This window comes from Leptospiraceae bacterium, assembly GCA_024233835.1.
GTDB lineage: Bacteria > Spirochaetota > Leptospiria > Leptospirales > Leptospiraceae > JACKPC01.
Genome location: JACKPC010000002.1, coordinates 827423 through 844990, shown reverse-complemented (window position 1 = coordinate 844990; position 17568 = coordinate 827423). Strand labels below are relative to the sequence as shown.

Below are 17568 nucleotides of genomic sequence, written 5' to 3'. Positions count from 1 at the left end.
ACTTAAATCTGTCATGTGAGATTATTATTACTATGTCTTATTTTATTTCCATTTATTTCTATTTTTTCTGAAGTGGCAGTTTATGATCTACAATATGAAATTGAACATGCCTGGATTCCCAAAGAAATAAGTTTTTCGAATTTTGAAAATATTTCATGGAAAAAGGCAAAGGGTAAAAAGCAAAAATTTTTTTCAAGTAAAGACAACTATCATCTCCTCCTTCGAATCAAACTTCCTAAAGCGAAATTTAGAGATCCCACACTTTATCTGCAAACTGTGTATCAAAACTTTGAAGTGTATACAGTTGAAAAAAAATATACAACTAGGGCACTATAGATGGAGAGTACATAGGTTCACCAATACACCAAATTACTATTCCAAGAAACATGCCGAACCATTATTTATTTATGAGAATATCTTCCAGTTATTCTTATATTGGAATAAAGGAGGAAATTGTTTTTGGCAATGGTAAAGATATCAATCAATGGATTATTAAAAGAGATATCGAGAGATTTCTTTTCGGTATTCTGTACATTTTTATCGGACTTTTTTCAAGTGTCCTGTATTTTAGAAGGAAGTTGAATGAGTATCTTGCTTTCGGTATTTTATCATTGAGTACTGGCTTTTTTTATATATCAAGTCGGGTAACAGGAATTCAGCATTTGCTTTTTTATTCAGATACTTTTTGGTTATACCTTGCAATAAGTAGTTTAAGCCTGATTCCTGTAGGGATTTTTTGGCTACTTTATCATTTGCTTATAAAAACAAAACGTATTATTCTTTTATTGCTCCGGATACATATTATCTATTTTATATCTGTACTTCTTATGTTTTTCTTCTTACCTATCTATATAAGTATGCTATTCTTTTACCCTATATCTTTTGTATCTTTACTATTCGGAATCGTAATGCTTATCTATGAATCTTTAAAAGGAAATCGTGAAGCAAGAATAATTATATTTTCAATTACAATAAACCTGTTAGCAGCTATACATGATATCTTGAGAAATTTTTCCTTATTACCCTATGATATACTTCTGGGACCGAGGGCTTTTTTCATTCTTATTATGAGCATAGTTTATATCCTTGAAAGACGATTTTCCGAAATCCATAAGAAATTAGAACTGTATTCAAGAGACTTAGAACTGGCAAAGGATAAATTGGAAGAAAAGGTAGAGGAAAGAACCAGAGAATTAAAAAAGAGTCTTCGAAAAGTTCAAACCTTAAAGTATGCTCAGGATGGTGATTATTTCTCAGCAATTCCCGCTTTGCAGGGAATAGACAGATAAGGCTAAGATTTTTGGGTTTGCAGGGAAAGCTTTCGTAAACTTTTTCATCAAAAATCGCTTGTACCTGTACAGGGATATAGTCTTTTTGACTATATGTCAGGCAAAAACGAGTTACACGCACGGGTAGATTTATCAGCAGATGGACTTTATCAAACAATTCGGGAAGAATTTTCTAAAATCCCGGACCACAGAGTCAATCCTTCGATTTCTCTAACAGATGCTTTAATGTCAGCCTTTGCTATCTTTTCTCAAAAGAACGCATCACTTCTTGAGTTTGAAAGAGAAAAAGTGAAGAATAAAAATCTTCAAAGTATATACAAGATTCAAGAGATACCCTCTGACACTCAAATGAGAGAAATTGTTGATGAAGTTTCAACAGGAGCTTTCAGGAAAATATATAAAAACCTTTTTTCAAAACTTCAGCGTGGCAAGGTTCTCGAATCTTATCGTGTCCTTGATGATTATTATATTCTTTCCGGGGACGGAACCGGATTCTTCTCTTCAGGAAAAATTCATTGTAAATCCTGTCTTGTAAAGAATAAGAAAAGTGAAACTCTCTACCAGCATATGATGTATGGTGCCTGTATTGTGCATCCGGATAAGAAAGAAGTTATCCCTCTTATGTTTGAACCTATTACAAACGAAGATGGGAAAACAAAAAATGACTGTGAGTTAAACGCCTCTAAACGATTTATTGAAGATTTTAGAAGAGAGCATCCTCATTTAAAAACAATATTTGTAGAGGATTCTCTGTTTTCAAATGCTCCCCACATTGAATTACTGAAAGAGAAGAATCTATCCTTTATCATAGGTGCAAAAGAAAAAAATCACAAACACCTTTACAATCAACTTGATAAGCTACAGGAATTAAAAAAGACAGAGCAATTCTGTATAGAGAAAGATAGATTTTCTCATTACTTTTCTTTTACAAACCAAATTTCTTTAAATGAGACTTCAGAACTCAAAGTCAATGTTCTTGAGTATAAGCAGGTTGATAAAAAAGAGCATATGATTGCTTTTAGCTGGGTTACAGATATTGAAATTACAAAAGAAAATGCTTATGAATTGATGCGAATCGCGAGAGCACGATGGAAGATAGAAAATGAAACCTTCAATACTCTGAAAAATCAGGGTTATCACTTTGAACACAATTATGGACATGGCAGTAAGAATTTGTCTAATAACTTTGCAACTCTTATGATACTTGCTTTTCTTGTAGATCAGATCCAACAATCAAGCTGTGCATTATTTCGAAAAGCACTTGGAACTTTTCATGCAAAAAGATTGTTCTGGCAAAAGATAAGAAACTTGTTTGAAATATTTGAATTTTCATCTATGGAGCAACTATTCCAGGCTATTGCTTATGGATTTAAAGCAAATATTTCTATAGGACAAAATTCATCATAGTGCAATTTTAAAAAACAGTGAAAGATTTTCTGAAGGAGCTTTTAGTCATTTTTTCTTGTACTAATCTTACTATGATTTTATACCAATTTTTATTCAAGCTAAGTATTTTAGATTCTTTTCCACGAAGAAAACCCGTAAGTTATGGGTTAAAAAACAGGCTTTAAGAAGCCTTGTACTCTAAAGCGGGAATTGCTGATTATTTCTTAACATCTCTTCTGGTGAAACCTTTAGCAAAGCAGAACTCCTATAGCTCTATTGTACGGGTGGATTTCTTTACCATGCAAAAAAAAGAATTTGAGTTTAAAAACCGAAAACATAGAATAGGAGGAGATATTTCCATTTCGGATGAAATTATCCTTGCGGGGAAAAAATACATTGTTTTTGTAAATGGTGATGCGATGGGTAAGTCTCTACAGGGAGCCGGTGGGAGTCTGGTATTCGGTTCGGTGTTTCAATCTATCCTGACTCAAACTCGGGAAATGAACACGGATACGGTGCAACCCAAATTCTGGTTGGTGGATACAGTAAAAAAAATGCAGGCAATTTTTGAAAGCTTTGATTGTTCCATGTTAATTTCTGTTGCTATGGGTTTGGTGGAAGAGAATACCGGGCTTATGTTTTATCTGAATGCAGAACATCCCTGGGCTGTTTTATATAGGGACGGAAAAGCCAGTTACATAGAGAATGAAGAGACTATGGCAATGAAAATTGGTTTCCCCAATACATTTATGTCGGAGAATCCATTTTACGTCAGGAAATTCAAATTTAAAAACTCGGATGTTATTCTGCTGGGTTCTGATGGTAGGGATGATATAGATGAATCCTTCGGTCTGGAATCATCTATAAATAGCGATCCCGTTTGTTTTTTAAAATCGGTAGAAAAAGGAAAAGGGAACTTACGAAAGATAATCAGATCCATTTCTGAAAGGGGAAACTTTATTGATGATGTGTCCTTGATACGAATTGAATATAAGAAGCCTGTGAAAACTAAAACAAAAAATAGGAATATACGAAATAGCTAAACTACTCACCCACTTCTTTTACTCCGGGATTGGAATATTCATGAGGAACATCAGCGTTAAAGAAAATGGAATCTTTAGCTTCCGGTTCGTATACCACCTTATGAGCTAAGTATAGGCACACCTTCCAAAAGTTTCTTGAACTACATCGGTGATACTATTCCCCCGATATCAGGCTAAGCCCCGACCGGACTTCCGAACATCGACCGGAGTCAAGATGTAAGGAGCCCCCTACAACGTCGATGTACGACTCCTGCAACGCCGATGTACGACCCCCTGCAACGCCGATGTACTCTCCCTACAACGCCGATGTACTCCCCCTACAACGACGATGTACGACTCCCTACAACGTCGATGTACGACCCCTACAACGCCGATGTACGACTCCCTACAACGTCGATGTACGACTCCCTACAACGTCGATGTACGACTCCCTACAACGACGATGTATGACCCCCTACAACGACGATGTACTCCCTCTACAATGTCGATGTACGACTCCTACAACGTCGATGCTCAAAGTCTTCAGAGCAATTTTCGTTCTTTCTTTAGAATATGGGAATGTTCCTCTGTATCCTGCCAGATAAGCTCTGCTTTTAGAATTTTGGTTTTTTCCGGTAAGGGAACTGTGACTTTATGAATGCTTCCTTTCCCCGGTGGAAGAAAAACAGAGTTCGAGAGGGGCACTTGCGTTCCATCAGCATAAACTTTTAGTTCAATTCCTTTATTCGATTTATCTAATTTATAGTTTCCGAAAAAATGTATGTCGACCTTAGCCGAATTCTTTTCGTAGATAATCGCCAGTTCGGGTTTCTGGTTTAAACTTCTTTCCGTATACTGGGTTAGAATTGCAAAAGGAATGAGAGCGCAGGAAATCAGGGAGACAAGTTGAGCCAGCTTGAGGTTCTTTCCTTTCTCATAAATAACTAAGCGGTACTTATGCTCAATGTCAGTGGGAGAATCGGGGATAAATTCTACAAAAGCAGTAGACTGGGCTCGAATGGAAAGCCAGTAAGCGAAAAGAAGCGAAAAACAGGGCAGAACGAGAAGTAGCATCACAAAGGCTGAGGGCAGGGGAAGAGAAAGAAGAGTCAGACCACCGCTACTAAAACCAATCAGGGCAGTATAGGCTCCCCAGAGCCAGATAATGAAACGTTCAAACTTCTCGGCAGAAGAGTTAATTTTCTCCGGAATGTTTGAAGCCAGCTCTGAAAGAGGATTTTTTTACTCATAATAAATACAAATGTAATTGACTACAGAATTTTTCAAAGAAAAATATAAAATGAGCGAGAGAAAATTCTGAACTCCCTTAGCAGGAGGAGAAAAGCGATGAATGCAGCCGAATTAAAATTAGATTTATTTAGAAGAATCGATAGTTTACCTGAAGAAATATTCATTGAGATTCAGAAACCTATACTGGATATACTCATTCATGCCAGTGATAATATAGCTGAAAGAACTACACACAAAAATCTGAAAGAATTATTCCGTCAGCCTTTCCCGGTAGATAAGATTCAGATAATGAATAGAGAAGAGATTTATGAAAGAAAAAGTATTTATTGATTCAAATATCTTTCTTTATGCTTTGCTGAATGAAAAAGAAGAAAACAAAAAATGTCAGGGAGCTATTGAACTGTTTGATTCTTTAGATGGTAATGATATTCTAATAAGCACTCAGGTTATAAATGAAATATTTGTAAATCTATTAAAAAATCGAATTGCAAAATCTAATGCTCGGAAAGCTTTAGATTCTATTATTGCAGATTGTGAAGTAATGCCTATAGAATTAGAAACAGTAAGATTTGCCTGGAATTTGAGGGATAATTATAATTTTTCATATTGGGATAGTCTGATTGTTTCCTCAGCATTACTGGGTAAATGCTCATATTTATATACTGAAGATATGCAAGATAATTTAAAGGTAGAAAATAGGCTTAAAATAATAAATCCATTTCTTTCTCAGAAGCAAGGAGGAAAAGTTGAATAACGAATTGCAAGATCCTGTGATAAGCAGCTTTCTCGAAGAGCTAAAAAGAGAAATTCCTGAAAAGTTAAAAAGGGTTACTTTGTTTGGCTCACGAGCCAGGAAAGACAATCATAAGTATTCCGACTATGATTTCATGGTTTTGCTTACTGAAAAAGAAGAGTCCATTTTAGAAATTATTTATGACGCCGGATATGCAATTTTAGATAAATATAATGTTTTAGCCTCCTGCCTGATCTGGGATGAAGAAGATTATGAATTCCACAAAAGCCTGCCTATAGGAAAGAATATTGAAAGGGAAGGAATGGTTCTATTATGAAAGAAAATAGGGTGAGTAAAAATGGCTGAGAGAAACGCACTGGTAATAGGTTGTTCGGATTATAAGCATTTGACTAAGTTGAAAAACCCTGTGAATGATGCTTATGCGATAGAAGAGGCTCTGCGAAAAGTGGGCTTTGATGTTCTATGCTCCATCGATGATTTGAAGCCAAATCTTATCAACCTTATAAATGAATTTTCTAATAGAATTAAGGATAGAAGGGAAGTGGCTTTACTTTATTATTCCGGACATGGCGTGCAGATAGGAGGAGAGAACTTTCTTATTCCTGTAGATACAGAGAATACAAATGTAGAATGGCTGGATAATGTTGCGATACCTTTATCCAAGATTTTTAACTTTATCAAAGAAGGTAAAAGTGAAACCAATATTATCATTCTGGATGCCTGTAGAAATAATCCCTTTTTTTCCAATCGCCGTGGAACCCTCTCAGGCGGATTTTCAGAGAGAGTAGAAATTCCAAAAAGCAGCATCATATCTTTTGCAACTGGTGCCGGTGCAGAAGCCGGGGACGGTGAAGACGGAAAGAATAGTATTTATCTGAGTAGACTATTGAAATATTTGCCGGAACCGGGTTTGAAAATCGAAGATCTGTTTAAGAAAGTAGGAAGCGAAGTATATTTTGATACCAATGGACAACAGGGGCCAGAAATGTCTCATAATTTGAGACATGATTTTTACTTTGTGCCTCCAAAAGAGCAAGAGACAAAAACGGTAACTCTTAAGCTTGAAAAAGAGGATGATGATCTTTCCTATAATGTTCTGCAAAAATATTTACCCGGATGGAGAAAGAAGCCGGGACAAATTTTTCCTTCTACTACAGCAGGACTTACCGGACATATTAATCCTGAATTGTATACAAGGTATTTGAGCGATTCAAAACCGGAGTATACTGTATCCTTCAACCTACCTTCCACAGAAAAAACTGTCTACCTTGGCAGGATGACTTGGAATGAAGTCATGCAAAAGGTAAAGGAACGCCTGCCAACCAGGACAGAGTTTAAAGCCATGTATGATTCCGGCGAATGGAAAACCTGGCCGGAGGCGAAGGATAATAAAGTAATAATATCGCTGCCTGTGTATTATTGGACCTGCGAGGTAGAGATAGGTTCCTTAAGAGCGTACGGTTTCAATATCTACGATGGCAATAGCTATGTCAGTGGTAAGGACGATGTTCTACACGTTCGCTGTTTCCGCTGATTGTGTGCCCCGTAAGGAACGGTCGCGACCGTTCCTTACGGTTGGTAATTGGGTGATTTGGTTATTTCCGGCGAAACGTTGCCGTTTCGCCGACCTTGCCTTCGGCTCCTGCTTTGCAGTCGCTCAGGCGGCGGTTGGGGTTGGTACGATGATGCAGAGACTCGAATAATAAAAAATAATTTGACACTATTAGATGTTTAGTTGTAAATAGAAAATCTATGGACGAGCAATTATTATTACCTTTAGCAGATTTGGATATGGAGCTTTTTCTTGGCAGAAGTTCCAATAGAAAGAAATTAGTGCAAAGATGGAATGAACTTAGCAGTGAAAATGGTAAGGACTTTGAAATATTATGCTCCTATCTAACAGCAAGAGAATATATGATGTTGTTTAATACGGATCAGGTAACTGTTATATCATCTAAATTCAGCCGAAATAAGAAGAAACGACTACTTTCTTACATGGAGCAGGTAATCGTCGCTCATGTAGAAAAGGTTCATCTGGAAGATTTAAGAAAATATCAAGGTTTTTTAAGTAAGTTTAGTTTGGAGACAAAATTGGAAAAGGCCTGTGAGTTTGTTTTGAAATTAAGGAAGCTCAGATAAAATGAAACCTTACATTGAACCTGTCGGCGGTTATATCATACTCAAATTTAAAAAAATACAGAAAATTCCACTGATTCATTTAAGAAACCAGGAGTGCCCGGAGGAAATTTGTTTAGATTCTTTTAGGTATTTTTTTAAGAACCTGGTAGACGATATAGATGAAAATAGTATAAACCTTCAACTCTACGAAGAGTTATGCGAAGATATTAAGAACAAATTTATGATGATGGTGGGTTATACAACAAATCCCGATACAAAAAAGTTTTTAAAAGCAGAAAAGGATTATGATTCCCTCTTCTATTTCTATTATAGTGACATTGTCTTTGGTAGTTCCTTGTACCTAAAAACCGGAACTATCATGCCTTATATTGTCTCTGAAGATTATTATAAAGAGCAGGAAAGATTATTTACTGAATCCTTAAAAAAGAGATAATACAGAAAAGATCCATCCTCCTTTCAGAGATTAGGAACTACAAAGGTTTTGATATATGAAAAGGAAATTAAGGATTGGATTGAAAGTTCCTTTCAGGATGAAACTTTCAGACAGTATTTTTTTCAAAAGGAAATCCCACTTTTTCAATATTAAAGTAAAAGGGACGAAGGAATAAAATTTGTCCAAAAAATTGGAGCTAATTTTTATCCACAAAAAATTATACTATTTGGTTCTTATGCAGATAAATCCAATACAAGCTGAAGCATCCTATTCTCACAATGAGAGGGACACCGGTGGTTCGATACAATTTCCGGATAAAAAAGTGTTAGATTATTAGATTGACATTGGAATAGAAAAAATTATTATTATTGAAAATGGAACGCGAAAATATAGAAACAGATGAAGATAAAATGATAAAGCACTATAAAGACCATAAGAACATTGTAACATGGTTTTTAGAGAAATTAAAAAAGGCAAAGATTAAAGCAGAACGAACAGTTGGAAATGATCCAAAAGGGGATATACTTTATTATAATGAAAAGGATACTGAAAAAGTTCAAAAGTTAGCAAGGGAATTAAAAGACAAGTATAAATAATATGCCATACATTGAAGTAAAGACAATAGGAAATATTTATAAAGGACTGGCTAAATCTATAGCTTCAAAAGGGACTATTAAAGTTGTATTAACAACCGGAAAGATATCAGATACAGCTAAAAGGATTTTTGAAGAAAATAATATTGAGTGGGTTGAAAATATTCCAGAAAGTGAATTTAGCAATATAAAGGAAGAATCTTAAAATGGAAATAATATTTTACAAAGAAAATGGAGATGAAACAATCCTTGAAATATCGGAAGATTTTTATAAATGGCTTGCCCTTTCTGATTTTTCAAAAATACAAAAGTCTACTGGGATTGAAATAAAAACTGAAGTCGAAGAAATAAATATAGAAGCTGTCAGGTTGGAAAATGGTATAAGAGAAAAGTATATTTCCTTTTTCCAAACTACCATTCTTGAAAATACATATCCTTTAATTCTAAAATTGGAAGAAAAGAGCAAAACAAATTTACTGAAAGCAAGCTCCAATCAAAATAGTATGGAAAACATAGTTTATAAAATAAAAAAAAGTTATGAAGCTATATCTTATTTGTCTAAAAAAGAGAATATTTATATGGAGTATTTATAATTTATTTTTGTAAACACTTTTACTGCTGAGTAGAATAAAGCCTTATATTTCGATAAACTCAATACAAGCCGAAGCATCCTATTCTCACAATGGGAAGATACTGATTTATTCTTGATTCTTAAATTGAATTAATGGCAATAACGTGAGCTCGGAAGTAAAATGATTTGACTTTTTACTTGAGCCATGGAAAAATAATGTAAAAGGATACTATTATGAATATAGAAGAGTTTGAAATCCAATATGTAAAATCCAGTTCTAACGAAACCACTGCTGTATTAATTCCCTATCAGCAATGGTTCCGTTTTCAAGATGAGTATAGTAAACTAAAGAAATAGATATATTCCTTATGCTTTTGAATAGCATGAATCTCGGAATAAAGAATTTTAAATCCCTATTGCATGAGAATTATATGAAAGTTACAAAAATAGAAGATCACAGGAAAAATAAGTTGATGAAGAATTTAGATTCTGAAATTAAAAAGAACATCGATTCAAAAAATTATGATGAAGTAATAAGACTTTTAGATAATGAAACAAACATGAGTCCGTATCATTGCACGGTAAAAGCTACCTGTATTCAATTATCTGAAAATACAAAATATACTTTAGAAGATGTGGAAAGGCTACTTCTGAAAGCCATAGAAATCGACGGGAAGTATCTTCAACCTTATATTGAGCTAGGATATTTCTATCATAGCGTTTTAGAAAACGAAGATAAGGCTGAATACTTTTTTTCCATAGCAAAAAAGATACTAAGAGATTACTTGGTTGAAATTTTAATCGGAGATTTTCAAGTGCGAAATGAAACAGGAACTGAAAAGAATATTATTGATTTGTTGAATGCTTTTAAAGATTCCGTTTTTGATGATAAGGACTTCTCTCATATAGTAAAACTTGCGAAAGCTTTTTCATAAACTCAGAAATTCATTTCCAAGCTTCAGATGAAACCGGATTTTTAAAAGCTTAAAATAAGGTGGGTTCTCAACGAAAAAATAAGAAGAAAGAGGACTCAAAATGGTGAGCAAAGATTGGGCTTGAATACAAGCCTATTCTATTTGCCCTGCAACCTATAGAAAAGGCCTGACTGCATAACCCGGATAAAAATTCTTATATCGAACCTATACTTTCAATAACTCTACTAACTCTATCTTTACTCCTTATAAAGTCCATTCTTCGATGAATAAACAAATCTATCTTGCTTTTGTTATATCTTTTCAGACATTTTGAGAATACAGCCATTTTAAGGAAAACTTTTATCCCGGTTAAAAGCTAACCTTATTCGAAATAGTCATAATGTAGCTGCGTAATTCTCATTACAATAAGGAATTTTCTTTCCTCCTCTTTTTCAGGTATAAAACTTATACCGATTGAAGCTATACAGGGAATATTTTAGGAAAATAATAGGACAAAAATTATGTCTTAGTCCATACTATGACGCTCATATACGATGGGAACTGCGTCTCTAAAGCAACTGAAGAATTGTATTAGCAAGTTCATTAAATCCTCCGTGATCATGAACAATAAATACTTATTTCCGGGTGGATACCGAATTTGACGATTAATTTCGTAAAAAGTTTTACTACCTTTTAAAAAAAATTGTAATTCTTTTAGGATAAAAAAAGCTGGAGAAGAAGATCCGGTGTTTTAGAATGAATCAAGTAAATAAAACCAAGTTTATTATTCCTATTTTACTCTGCCTGCTCCTATTTGTTTATATTCCCCTAAAGTTAGATTTTCGCAGGCTTTTTATCGCAGATACCCTTCTGAAAACCATTCAGGCCTATTCTCTTAAAATTTCCGGATACTCCGATGAATCCTTATTTTATGAAGCAAAAAATATCGATCCAACATATAAGCATTTTATTATGCAGCAACCCTTTATCGGGGAAGTAAAAGGGAAAGTAATCGGTGTATTCCCTCTGGCTTACTCTATTTTTTTAAGCCCTTTTGCGTATAAATCTATACTCCCTTATTTTCCTCTGCTTTCCTATATGTTGGTTATTCCCTATCTATTTCTTTTATTTAGATACTGGAATTTTAGTCCCTGGCATATTACATTTGTCCTGTTCTGTACTTTTACATTAATCCCCGCTCTCGATGTTTCAGAAAATTCTCTTTTTGTTCTTTTGAATGCTACAGGTTTAACACTCTGGTTTTTATCCAAAGAAAATAAAGTGCTCGAATTTATAGCCGGCTTTCTCATCGGCTTTTCTGTTTTTTTTCGACTCGAACCGATTCTATTTTTTCCTTCTATCGGGCTTGCTGTTTTACTCATTTATAAGCAACAGGGAATAAGAAAATCTCTATTTCCTGGTATAGGATTTCTGCTTCCTGTAATTGTTTTTCTCCTGTTTAACCACATCCACTACGGTCATTTTTTAGGACCACGTTTTTTCTTCAATTACTCGGATCCTGAACAACGAGGTGGTGGGACATTCATGAGAATCTTTGAAATTCTTTTTTTAGGGAAGTTCTCCAAACCCGGATTTTATGTATTTACTCCACTATTTCTATTAGTGCAATTATACTACGCGATACCCGGACACTTCAAAGAACTGAATAAAAGTGAAAAAATATTTTTTCTCGGTTCTTTAATTTTCATGTTGTTAGCTTCCTTCGTAGCTCCTAATGATGGAGGAAATACAGGAGCTCGTTATCTGACTCTTGCCATTTTTCCTCTTTTACTTCTGAGTAAAAACTTTGTTGAAAGTCTCCTTGACAAGGAGAGAAAAATTTATCATATCTGGAAAAGTCTGGCTTTCGCCTGTATACTATTTTCACTACTGGCTCTGTATGAACACATACATCTACATAAACGTATTACAAAGCAACTGAATTCGACTCAGGAGCTTTTTTTAGATAGTAAAGCAGATATCTGGATTCTCTCAGCCCAGCCACTCTGTGATTCAGTGGGAATACATTTCTTTTCCCAACCTACACTCTGTATTAAGGATCAAAAAAGTTTTGAAGAAATTCTTCCTAAACTTCAAAAGGAATATCCATCCAGGAACTTAGCTTTTTATAAATTCTCTGATACATTTCTCGACTCAATCAAAGCATCTGAAAGTAAATTAGATACTATGAATGAACTGGAAAAAGAGTATGTTCGAAAAATTGGTGGGAATAGCCCAGAAGTAAGAAAGATGCAGGCTTTCTTAAAGGAAAATTTTACAAATCTGAAAAAGAATGAAAAAGGAACTTATTCCTACGAGACCTATAAACTAAAAGAATAACAGAAATTTTATAAAATATTACTCTTGATAAGACAGAAAAAGCTTGCTTTTCTATCCAAGTCCGATAATTTATTCGGCCATGAATCGTATTTTGAGCTTAAGTTTCATGTTTCTCTGTGCTTTTTTCCTTTTTTTCACCGGTACTATTTTCTCAAAAACACTCATACTTCAGCCGGGTCTGGAGCTATACAAGGGAAACCTCTATCTTGATTGTTTTGAAGACAAAACTCAAGGGATGAAGATAGAAGAGATTCTTAGAGCCTATACACAAAGTCAATTTAAACCCTGCGGAAAAAATAATACAAATTTTGGAATTGTAAGTTCTGCACTCTGGTTTAAATTAAATGTATTAAATAATATAGAAGATATTCCTTTCTGGATTTTTGAAGTTAGTTTTCCTCCACTTGATAGTATTGAGTTTTATTACCCGGACAACAACAACTCCTATCAAAAAAAACAGGCAGGCGATCATCTGCCCTTTCATCGTAGAGAAATTCAACACAGAAACTTTTTATTTAAGATTCCCCTTAAATACCAGAAAGAGAGTCCTCTATTCATTAGAGTAAATACAGATGGTTCACTCATCATACCGATTCAAATCCATTCTCCCATGCATCTGGCTGAAACAAACTATAAAGAGCTTTTTCTCTATGGAGGGTATTACGGAATCTTTATAGTTATGTGTTTGTATAATTTCTTCTTATTTCTTTCCCTTAGAAATACGGTTTACCTTTATTATATTTTTTATGTCACCGGTTTCGGGCTTCTACAATTATCAATGAATGGATTTGCCTTTCAATATCTCTGGCCTGCTTCTATAAATTTTAACTCGTATTCAATTTTTATATTTATCATTTTAGCCCAATCCGCAGTTTTGATCTTCTCTAAAGAATTTTTAGATACAAAGAACAACTCTATTATAGCAAATAAGTTAATTCTAATTCTCTTAAGTATTTACGCTATTATCTTTATATCCGGATTAAGTTTTTTAAAATACTCACTCGCTTTGAAATTAGCCCTGGCAAATGTTTTATTTGTTTCTATTACTTTAATAGTAAGTGGAATTATTATATTTAAAAAAGGTTATACTCCTGCTCGATTTTATTTACTTGCCTGGTCATTTTTTTTAATAGGAATCTTAATTTTTGTTTTAAGGATATTTAATATTTTCCCTGAATCTTTTTTAAGCACAAATGGGATGCAAATTGGTTCTGTCTTAGAAGTAGTTCTTTTTTCCTTCGCAATAGCTGATAGAATTAATTTATTAAAAAAGGAAAAAGAAATTGCTCAACAAAAAAGCCTGGAAGCAATGGAAGAAACGGCTCGTATTAAAGAAGCCTACCTGCAAGCCTATAGCCGCTTTGTGCCCCTCGAATTTTTAAATTTACTCGGAAAAGAAAGTATTCTCCACGTCAGTCTCGGAGATCAAGTTCTAAAAGATATGAGTATTCTATTTTCGGATATCCGCCAATTCACCAATTTATCAGAAAATATGACTCCAGAAGAGAACTTTAATTTCCTGAACTCTTATTTAAAGCGAGTGGGTCCTATTATTCGAAATCAACACGGATTTATTGATAAGTATATAGGTGATGCAATTATGGCCCTATTTCCTCGTTCCGTAGATGACGCAATTCAATCTGCTATTGAAATTCAAAAAGAACTGGTTCACTACAATCAGCATAGAAGTAATTCGGGATATGCAGAAGTCAAAGTTGGAATTGGAATTCACATTGGTGCTCTCATGTTAGGGACTATTGGTGAGAACCAAAGAATGGAAGGGACGGTCATTTCTGATGCGGTGAATCTTGCATCCCGACTCGAAGGACTTACAAAAATTTATGGAACTAAAATTCTTGTAAGTGAAGCGGTGATACAAAAACTAAAAGAACCTCAAAACTTTCATTATCGTTTTTTGGATGAGGTAAAAGTAAAAGGCAAGGAAAAGCCGGTTAAGATAGCCGAAATATTAGATTGCTATGAAGAGGATATATTTACATTATTCTTACAAACTAAAAACAATTTTGATAAGGCTCTTCAGCTCTATAAAGAAGAAAACTTTTCTGAAGCGATTCACCTTTTTGAAAAAATAATCCAACAAAATCCGGAAGATTCTATCTCAAAAGCTTTTCTACAAATCTGTCTCGAAAAGAAGGAACTTAAAAAGCATTCCCCAAAAGAAGAGCAGGGAAGAGGAAGATATTTGCAGAAAGAGTAGAGAAGGAAATCTTGGAAGTCCTACAACGATAGAAACCTTAGTATTTTATACTTTGAATAAAAAAATTATTTACTTTCCCAAAAATAGGAATAGTCTTGAACTTATGAAGAATCCAATATTTTTTATCCTTGTATTTTGTTTTTTATCGAGCCCTTTGACTCGAATTTACTCTCAGGATGAAGCAGTAGAAGAAAAAAAGAATGAAATTGTAACTTCTAAAAAAGCTGATACAAATCCTGAAAAAGAAACCAAAAAGTCGGAAGAGAAAAAAAAAGCCTCTAATGAACCTGAAACATTTTTTGAAGATGAAAAACCTCCAATTAAAAAAGAAGAAGAGAAAGATAAGCCTTCTCTGAAGTCTGAGTCTTCAGAAAAGAAGGAACAAAAATCATCTGAGAAACCAGAAACTAAAAAAGAAGATAAAGATCCGGATGCACTTTTAGAAAAGTATTCTTCAGAGGAGGATATTTCCGGTTCTGCTCTATCTACTATAACCGGAGAAGAATTTAAACCAAAATTTACTATCGGTGGTTTTGTGGATTTTCAAGCCTTGAAGGCTATACCGGTTAAAGGTAGTGATGATCTTTTATATAAGCAGTTCTCGGATGCATCGATTATCAATGAAGGTTTGTTTTATCCCATGTATCCGGCTAATGCCAGTTTTCGATTGGCTAATATTAATTTATATACTACTTTTCAGGTAACGGACAGTTGGAAGTTCTTCACAGAGTTCAGGCTAATGACTCCGATTAACAATAGAGATCAGGTCAATTATGGAACGGTAACACCCCAGGGTTATAATTTGACTAACGGTGAACCCATCAGCGGAAGTGGAGGGTATGATGGTAACGGGATCAGGCTTGGAACCCAGGGAGGAATTTTTATTGAGAGAGCCTATTTGGAGTGGAATAAGTATGAAGCTCTGGGTTTAAGAATCGGAAAGTTTTTTACTCCTATGGGACTCTGGAATCAGGATCATGGAGCACCTATTCTAACATCTATTCGCTTACCCTTAACTGTAACAAATCCTTTATCTCTTGCTGCCAGTCCTCCTCTCTGGAATACGGGTGGAGAAGTATTTGGAAAGTTTTTTTTAGGAGATGAAGTTGTTTTTGATTACATTGCATTTGTTGGAAACGGACAGTGCAATGATTGTGATAGGGTAGATGACGATAGAAACAAGGCTTTTGGAGCTTTTGGTAATTTTAAAATCTCTAATATTCTTGAAGATACGGATCTGGACATTGGTGGCTCCGGCTATAATGGAGACAGAACTATAGTGGATTATTATCCTTACAGAAATCTAAGACCGGCAGTGGATTTTAATACAGTAGCTGCTACACTGGAGCAACAAATAGCTGCAGCACAACAAAATAGTATAATTATTAATACACCTACTTCAGGCTCTTTCTTTTATGATAGAGATAAAACTTCGTATTTTAGAAAACAAAATGACGTATATGGTGCCGGCCATATAAAGTTGAGCATGAGAAATTTACCCTATGAAGGGATTTTTGTTTTACAGGCTGAAGGTTGGAGACAGTTCACGGTTAATTATCCACACTATTATGATGCGGGTCGAACTTATTCAAGTCCCGATCCGAATGTTAAGAATCTAAGATTAATTAAACCGGAGAATTATACGGTCAATACCTATTATGTACAGATGGAATACCAATTTTTTGGAAAATATACTCCTTATACACGATATGATAGTTTGACCGATAATATGAGAACTGTAAATTCCGGAAAATACTTTGAAGCGGAAACGTTTGGATTTAATTGGAAAATTGATCCCAAATTAGTAATGAAAATAGAAACGTCTTTATTAAAGGGAAGAGCCGTGTCGGGAGTTGGTGGAGCTGCCCGGTTACATGCAATTTCACTCAGTGCGGCATTTTGAGGGTAAGATAATGATTAAGTTATTTATTATAATATTCTTTTTTAGTATATCATTGATGGCGGATGATAGTTTTGCTGTAGTTAATACACAACAAAAGGGTGTCTCAAAAGGACAGTTAAAATTGATAATGAAAGGAACACGGGAAAATTGGCCGAGCGGAGGAAAAGCTATTGTTCTTCTCAATAAAGATGATAAAATTATGGAGGACTTTTGCAAGAGCTTTATGGGTATGTCCTATAAGGAATTCCAGGGATTACAGGTGCAGAATAATATCCGTTCCGGTAAGGCTTATCCCAGAAAGGTTTCTACACGTGTTATCCTGGCTTTAGTTTCAAAGTCAAAAAACTTTATCGGAGTCGTTCCTTCTGAATTGGCAAAAGGAGATAATATTATAGGAGTAAAGTGAGAGAACTTAACTTCTATACATCAGACTTTCTCGAAGAAAAGGGTAGGGCTTTGTTAAGTGGACTTCTTAAGGTGTAGTTTTCTATAACTTAAAAATCAATCTTATTTCCCCCGTTCGTGGAACCGGGGGAATCTCGCGCATAAACTTTCTTTTCTCTTCATCCTCATCCTTCAGCGAAGAGCTTTTTAAAACCGAAGTCAGTATAGGGGTTTAGATATTTACCACCGGGCATAAGTACCACTTAGACGGGTAGAGCTAAGAAAGGAAAGGATTTTTTAGTAGGAAATAGATACAGGCAAGAAGCAGGAAAAGGCAAGCGGTGAGAAGTCGGACTTTAGGATTCTCTCAC

At 34.7% G+C, this 17568-nt stretch carries 19 protein-coding genes; 18 read left to right on the top strand and 1 reads right to left on the bottom strand.

The features are described 5' to 3' along the window. Positions 1-15 precede the first annotated feature (15 nt). The 4 genes from H7A25_12970 (at position 16) to H7A25_12955 (ending at position 3718) form a co-directional block, all read left to right on the top strand. Positions 16-336 (top strand): hypothetical protein, encoded by a 321-nt coding sequence (locus H7A25_12970; protein ID MCP5500812.1) that lies wholly within the window; start codon positions 16-18, stop codon positions 334-336. A 71-nt stretch (positions 337-407) separates the two neighbouring features. Further along, on the top strand, positions 408-1289 hold the full coding sequence (locus H7A25_12965) for a hypothetical protein (GenBank protein ID MCP5500811.1): 882 nt from the start codon (positions 408-410) through the stop codon (positions 1287-1289). Positions 1290-1382: 93 nt separating this feature from the next. Next, positions 1383-2696, top strand: coding sequence for a transposase (locus H7A25_12960; protein MCP5500810.1), 1314 nt, complete (start codon positions 1383-1385; stop codon positions 2694-2696). A 170-nt stretch (positions 2697-2866) separates the two neighbouring features. Continuing rightward, positions 2867-3718: a serine/threonine-protein phosphatase gene (locus H7A25_12955; protein MCP5500809.1), complete on the top strand. Its 852-nt coding sequence runs from the start codon at positions 2867-2869 to the stop codon at positions 3716-3718. A 522-nt stretch (positions 3719-4240) separates the two neighbouring features. Here the strand turns inward: H7A25_12955 and H7A25_12950 are convergent. Then, on the bottom strand, positions 4241-4771 hold the full coding sequence (locus H7A25_12950) for a hypothetical protein (GenBank protein ID MCP5500808.1): 531 nt from the start codon (positions 4769-4771) through the stop codon (positions 4241-4243). Between the two features lie 273 nt (positions 4772-5044). On the opposite strand from H7A25_12950, the gene H7A25_12945 reads away from it, so the two are divergent. The 14 genes from H7A25_12945 to H7A25_12880 all read left to right on the top strand — a co-directional run bounded on the left by H7A25_12945 (position 5045) and on the right by H7A25_12880 (position 17219). After that, a complete protein-coding gene (locus H7A25_12945) occupies positions 5045-5278 on the top strand; it encodes a hypothetical protein (protein ID MCP5500807.1) in 234 nt (77 codons plus the stop codon). Then, positions 5256-5702 carry a PIN domain-containing protein gene (locus tag H7A25_12940; GenBank protein MCP5500806.1) on the top strand — a complete coding sequence of 149 codons (447 nt, stop codon included), beginning with the start codon at positions 5256-5258 and terminating at the stop codon, positions 5700-5702. The genes H7A25_12945 and H7A25_12940 overlap by 23 nt, the downstream gene beginning before the upstream one ends. Beyond that, the gene (locus tag H7A25_12935; GenBank protein MCP5500805.1) at positions 5695-6018 is read left to right on the top strand and encodes a nucleotidyltransferase domain-containing protein; all 324 of its coding nucleotides are present in this window, start codon (positions 5695-5697) and stop codon (positions 6016-6018) included. Before H7A25_12940 ends, H7A25_12935 begins: the two co-directional genes overlap by 8 nt. Before the next feature lie 21 nt (positions 6019-6039). After that, entirely contained in the window at positions 6040-7236 is a 1197-nt protein-coding gene (locus H7A25_12930; protein ID MCP5500804.1) for a caspase family protein, read from the top strand. Between the two features lie 218 nt (positions 7237-7454). After that, complete coding sequence (locus H7A25_12925) at positions 7455-7841, top strand: hypothetical protein (protein MCP5500803.1); 387 nt, start codon at positions 7455-7457, stop codon at positions 7839-7841. A gap of 1 nt (position 7842) precedes the next feature. Continuing rightward, positions 7843-8274, top strand: a complete 432-nt coding sequence (locus H7A25_12920; GenBank protein ID MCP5500802.1) for a hypothetical protein — start codon at positions 7843-7845, stop codon at positions 8272-8274. Between the two features lie 374 nt (positions 8275-8648). Further along, positions 8649-8870, top strand: a complete 222-nt coding sequence (locus H7A25_12915; protein MCP5500801.1) for a hypothetical protein — start codon at positions 8649-8651, stop codon at positions 8868-8870. 1 nt (position 8871) lies between these two features. Continuing rightward, a complete protein-coding gene (locus H7A25_12910; protein ID MCP5500800.1) occupies positions 8872-9072 on the top strand; it encodes a hypothetical protein in 201 nt (66 codons plus the stop codon). 1 nt (position 9073) lies between these two features. Beyond that, positions 9074-9460, top strand: coding sequence for a hypothetical protein (locus tag H7A25_12905; GenBank protein ID MCP5500799.1), 387 nt, complete (start codon positions 9074-9076; stop codon positions 9458-9460). 409 nt (positions 9461-9869) lie between these two features. Continuing rightward, entirely contained in the window at positions 9870-10373 is a 504-nt protein-coding gene (locus H7A25_12900) for a hypothetical protein (GenBank protein ID MCP5500798.1), read from the top strand. A 735-nt stretch (positions 10374-11108) separates the two neighbouring features. After that, the gene (locus H7A25_12895; protein ID MCP5500797.1) at positions 11109-12692 is read left to right on the top strand and encodes a hypothetical protein; all 1584 of its coding nucleotides are present in this window, start codon (positions 11109-11111) and stop codon (positions 12690-12692) included. Positions 12693-12771: 79 nt separating this feature from the next. Then, positions 12772-14910, top strand: a complete 2139-nt coding sequence (locus tag H7A25_12890) for a guanylate cyclase (GenBank protein MCP5500796.1) — start codon at positions 12772-12774, stop codon at positions 14908-14910. Positions 14911-15013: 103 nt separating this feature from the next. Then, positions 15014-16813, top strand: a complete 1800-nt coding sequence (locus tag H7A25_12885) for a hypothetical protein (protein ID MCP5500795.1) — start codon at positions 15014-15016, stop codon at positions 16811-16813. A gap of 10 nt (positions 16814-16823) precedes the next feature. Then, positions 16824-17219 (top strand): hypothetical protein, encoded by a 396-nt coding sequence (locus H7A25_12880; GenBank protein MCP5500794.1) that lies wholly within the window; start codon positions 16824-16826, stop codon positions 17217-17219. Positions 17220-17568: the final 349 nt, after the last annotated feature.

What these genes read in the sequence shown, in the direction of transcription:
- H7A25_12920 (MCP5500802.1), top strand. Translation starts at nt 7,843, where the DNA reads ATGAAACCTTACATTGAACCTGTCGGCGGTTATATCATACTCAAATTT.
- H7A25_12890 (MCP5500796.1), top strand. Translation starts at nt 12,772, where the DNA reads ATGAATCGTATTTTGAGCTTAAGTTTCATGTTTCTCTGTGCTTTTTTC.
- H7A25_12960 (MCP5500810.1), top strand. Translation starts at nt 1,383, where the DNA reads ATGTCAGGCAAAAACGAGTTACACGCACGGGTAGATTTATCAGCAGAT.
- H7A25_12940 (MCP5500806.1), top strand. Translation starts at nt 5,256, where the DNA reads ATGAAAGAAAAAGTATTTATTGATTCAAATATCTTTCTTTATGCTTTG.
- H7A25_12945 (MCP5500807.1), top strand. Translation starts at nt 5,045, where the DNA reads ATGAATGCAGCCGAATTAAAATTAGATTTATTTAGAAGAATCGATAGT.
- H7A25_12880 (MCP5500794.1), top strand. Translation starts at nt 16,824, where the DNA reads ATGATTAAGTTATTTATTATAATATTCTTTTTTAGTATATCATTGATG.
- H7A25_12885 (MCP5500795.1), top strand. Translation starts at nt 15,014, where the DNA reads ATGAAGAATCCAATATTTTTTATCCTTGTATTTTGTTTTTTATCGAGC.
- H7A25_12900 (MCP5500798.1), top strand. Translation starts at nt 9,870, where the DNA reads ATGAAAGTTACAAAAATAGAAGATCACAGGAAAAATAAGTTGATGAAG.
- H7A25_12965 (MCP5500811.1), top strand. Translation starts at nt 408, where the DNA reads ATGAGAATATCTTCCAGTTATTCTTATATTGGAATAAAGGAGGAAATT.
- H7A25_12910 (MCP5500800.1), top strand. Translation starts at nt 8,872, where the DNA reads ATGCCATACATTGAAGTAAAGACAATAGGAAATATTTATAAAGGACTG.
- H7A25_12895 (MCP5500797.1), top strand. Translation starts at nt 11,109, where the DNA reads ATGAATCAAGTAAATAAAACCAAGTTTATTATTCCTATTTTACTCTGC.
- H7A25_12930 (MCP5500804.1), top strand. Translation starts at nt 6,040, where the DNA reads ATGGCTGAGAGAAACGCACTGGTAATAGGTTGTTCGGATTATAAGCAT.
- H7A25_12925 (MCP5500803.1), top strand. Translation starts at nt 7,455, where the DNA reads ATGGACGAGCAATTATTATTACCTTTAGCAGATTTGGATATGGAGCTT.
- H7A25_12905 (MCP5500799.1), top strand. Translation starts at nt 9,074, where the DNA reads ATGGAAATAATATTTTACAAAGAAAATGGAGATGAAACAATCCTTGAA.
- H7A25_12915 (MCP5500801.1), top strand. Translation starts at nt 8,649, where the DNA reads ATGGAACGCGAAAATATAGAAACAGATGAAGATAAAATGATAAAGCAC.
- H7A25_12950 (MCP5500808.1), bottom strand. Translation starts at nt 4,771, where the DNA reads ATGCTACTTCTCGTTCTGCCCTGTTTTTCGCTTCTTTTCGCTTACTGG.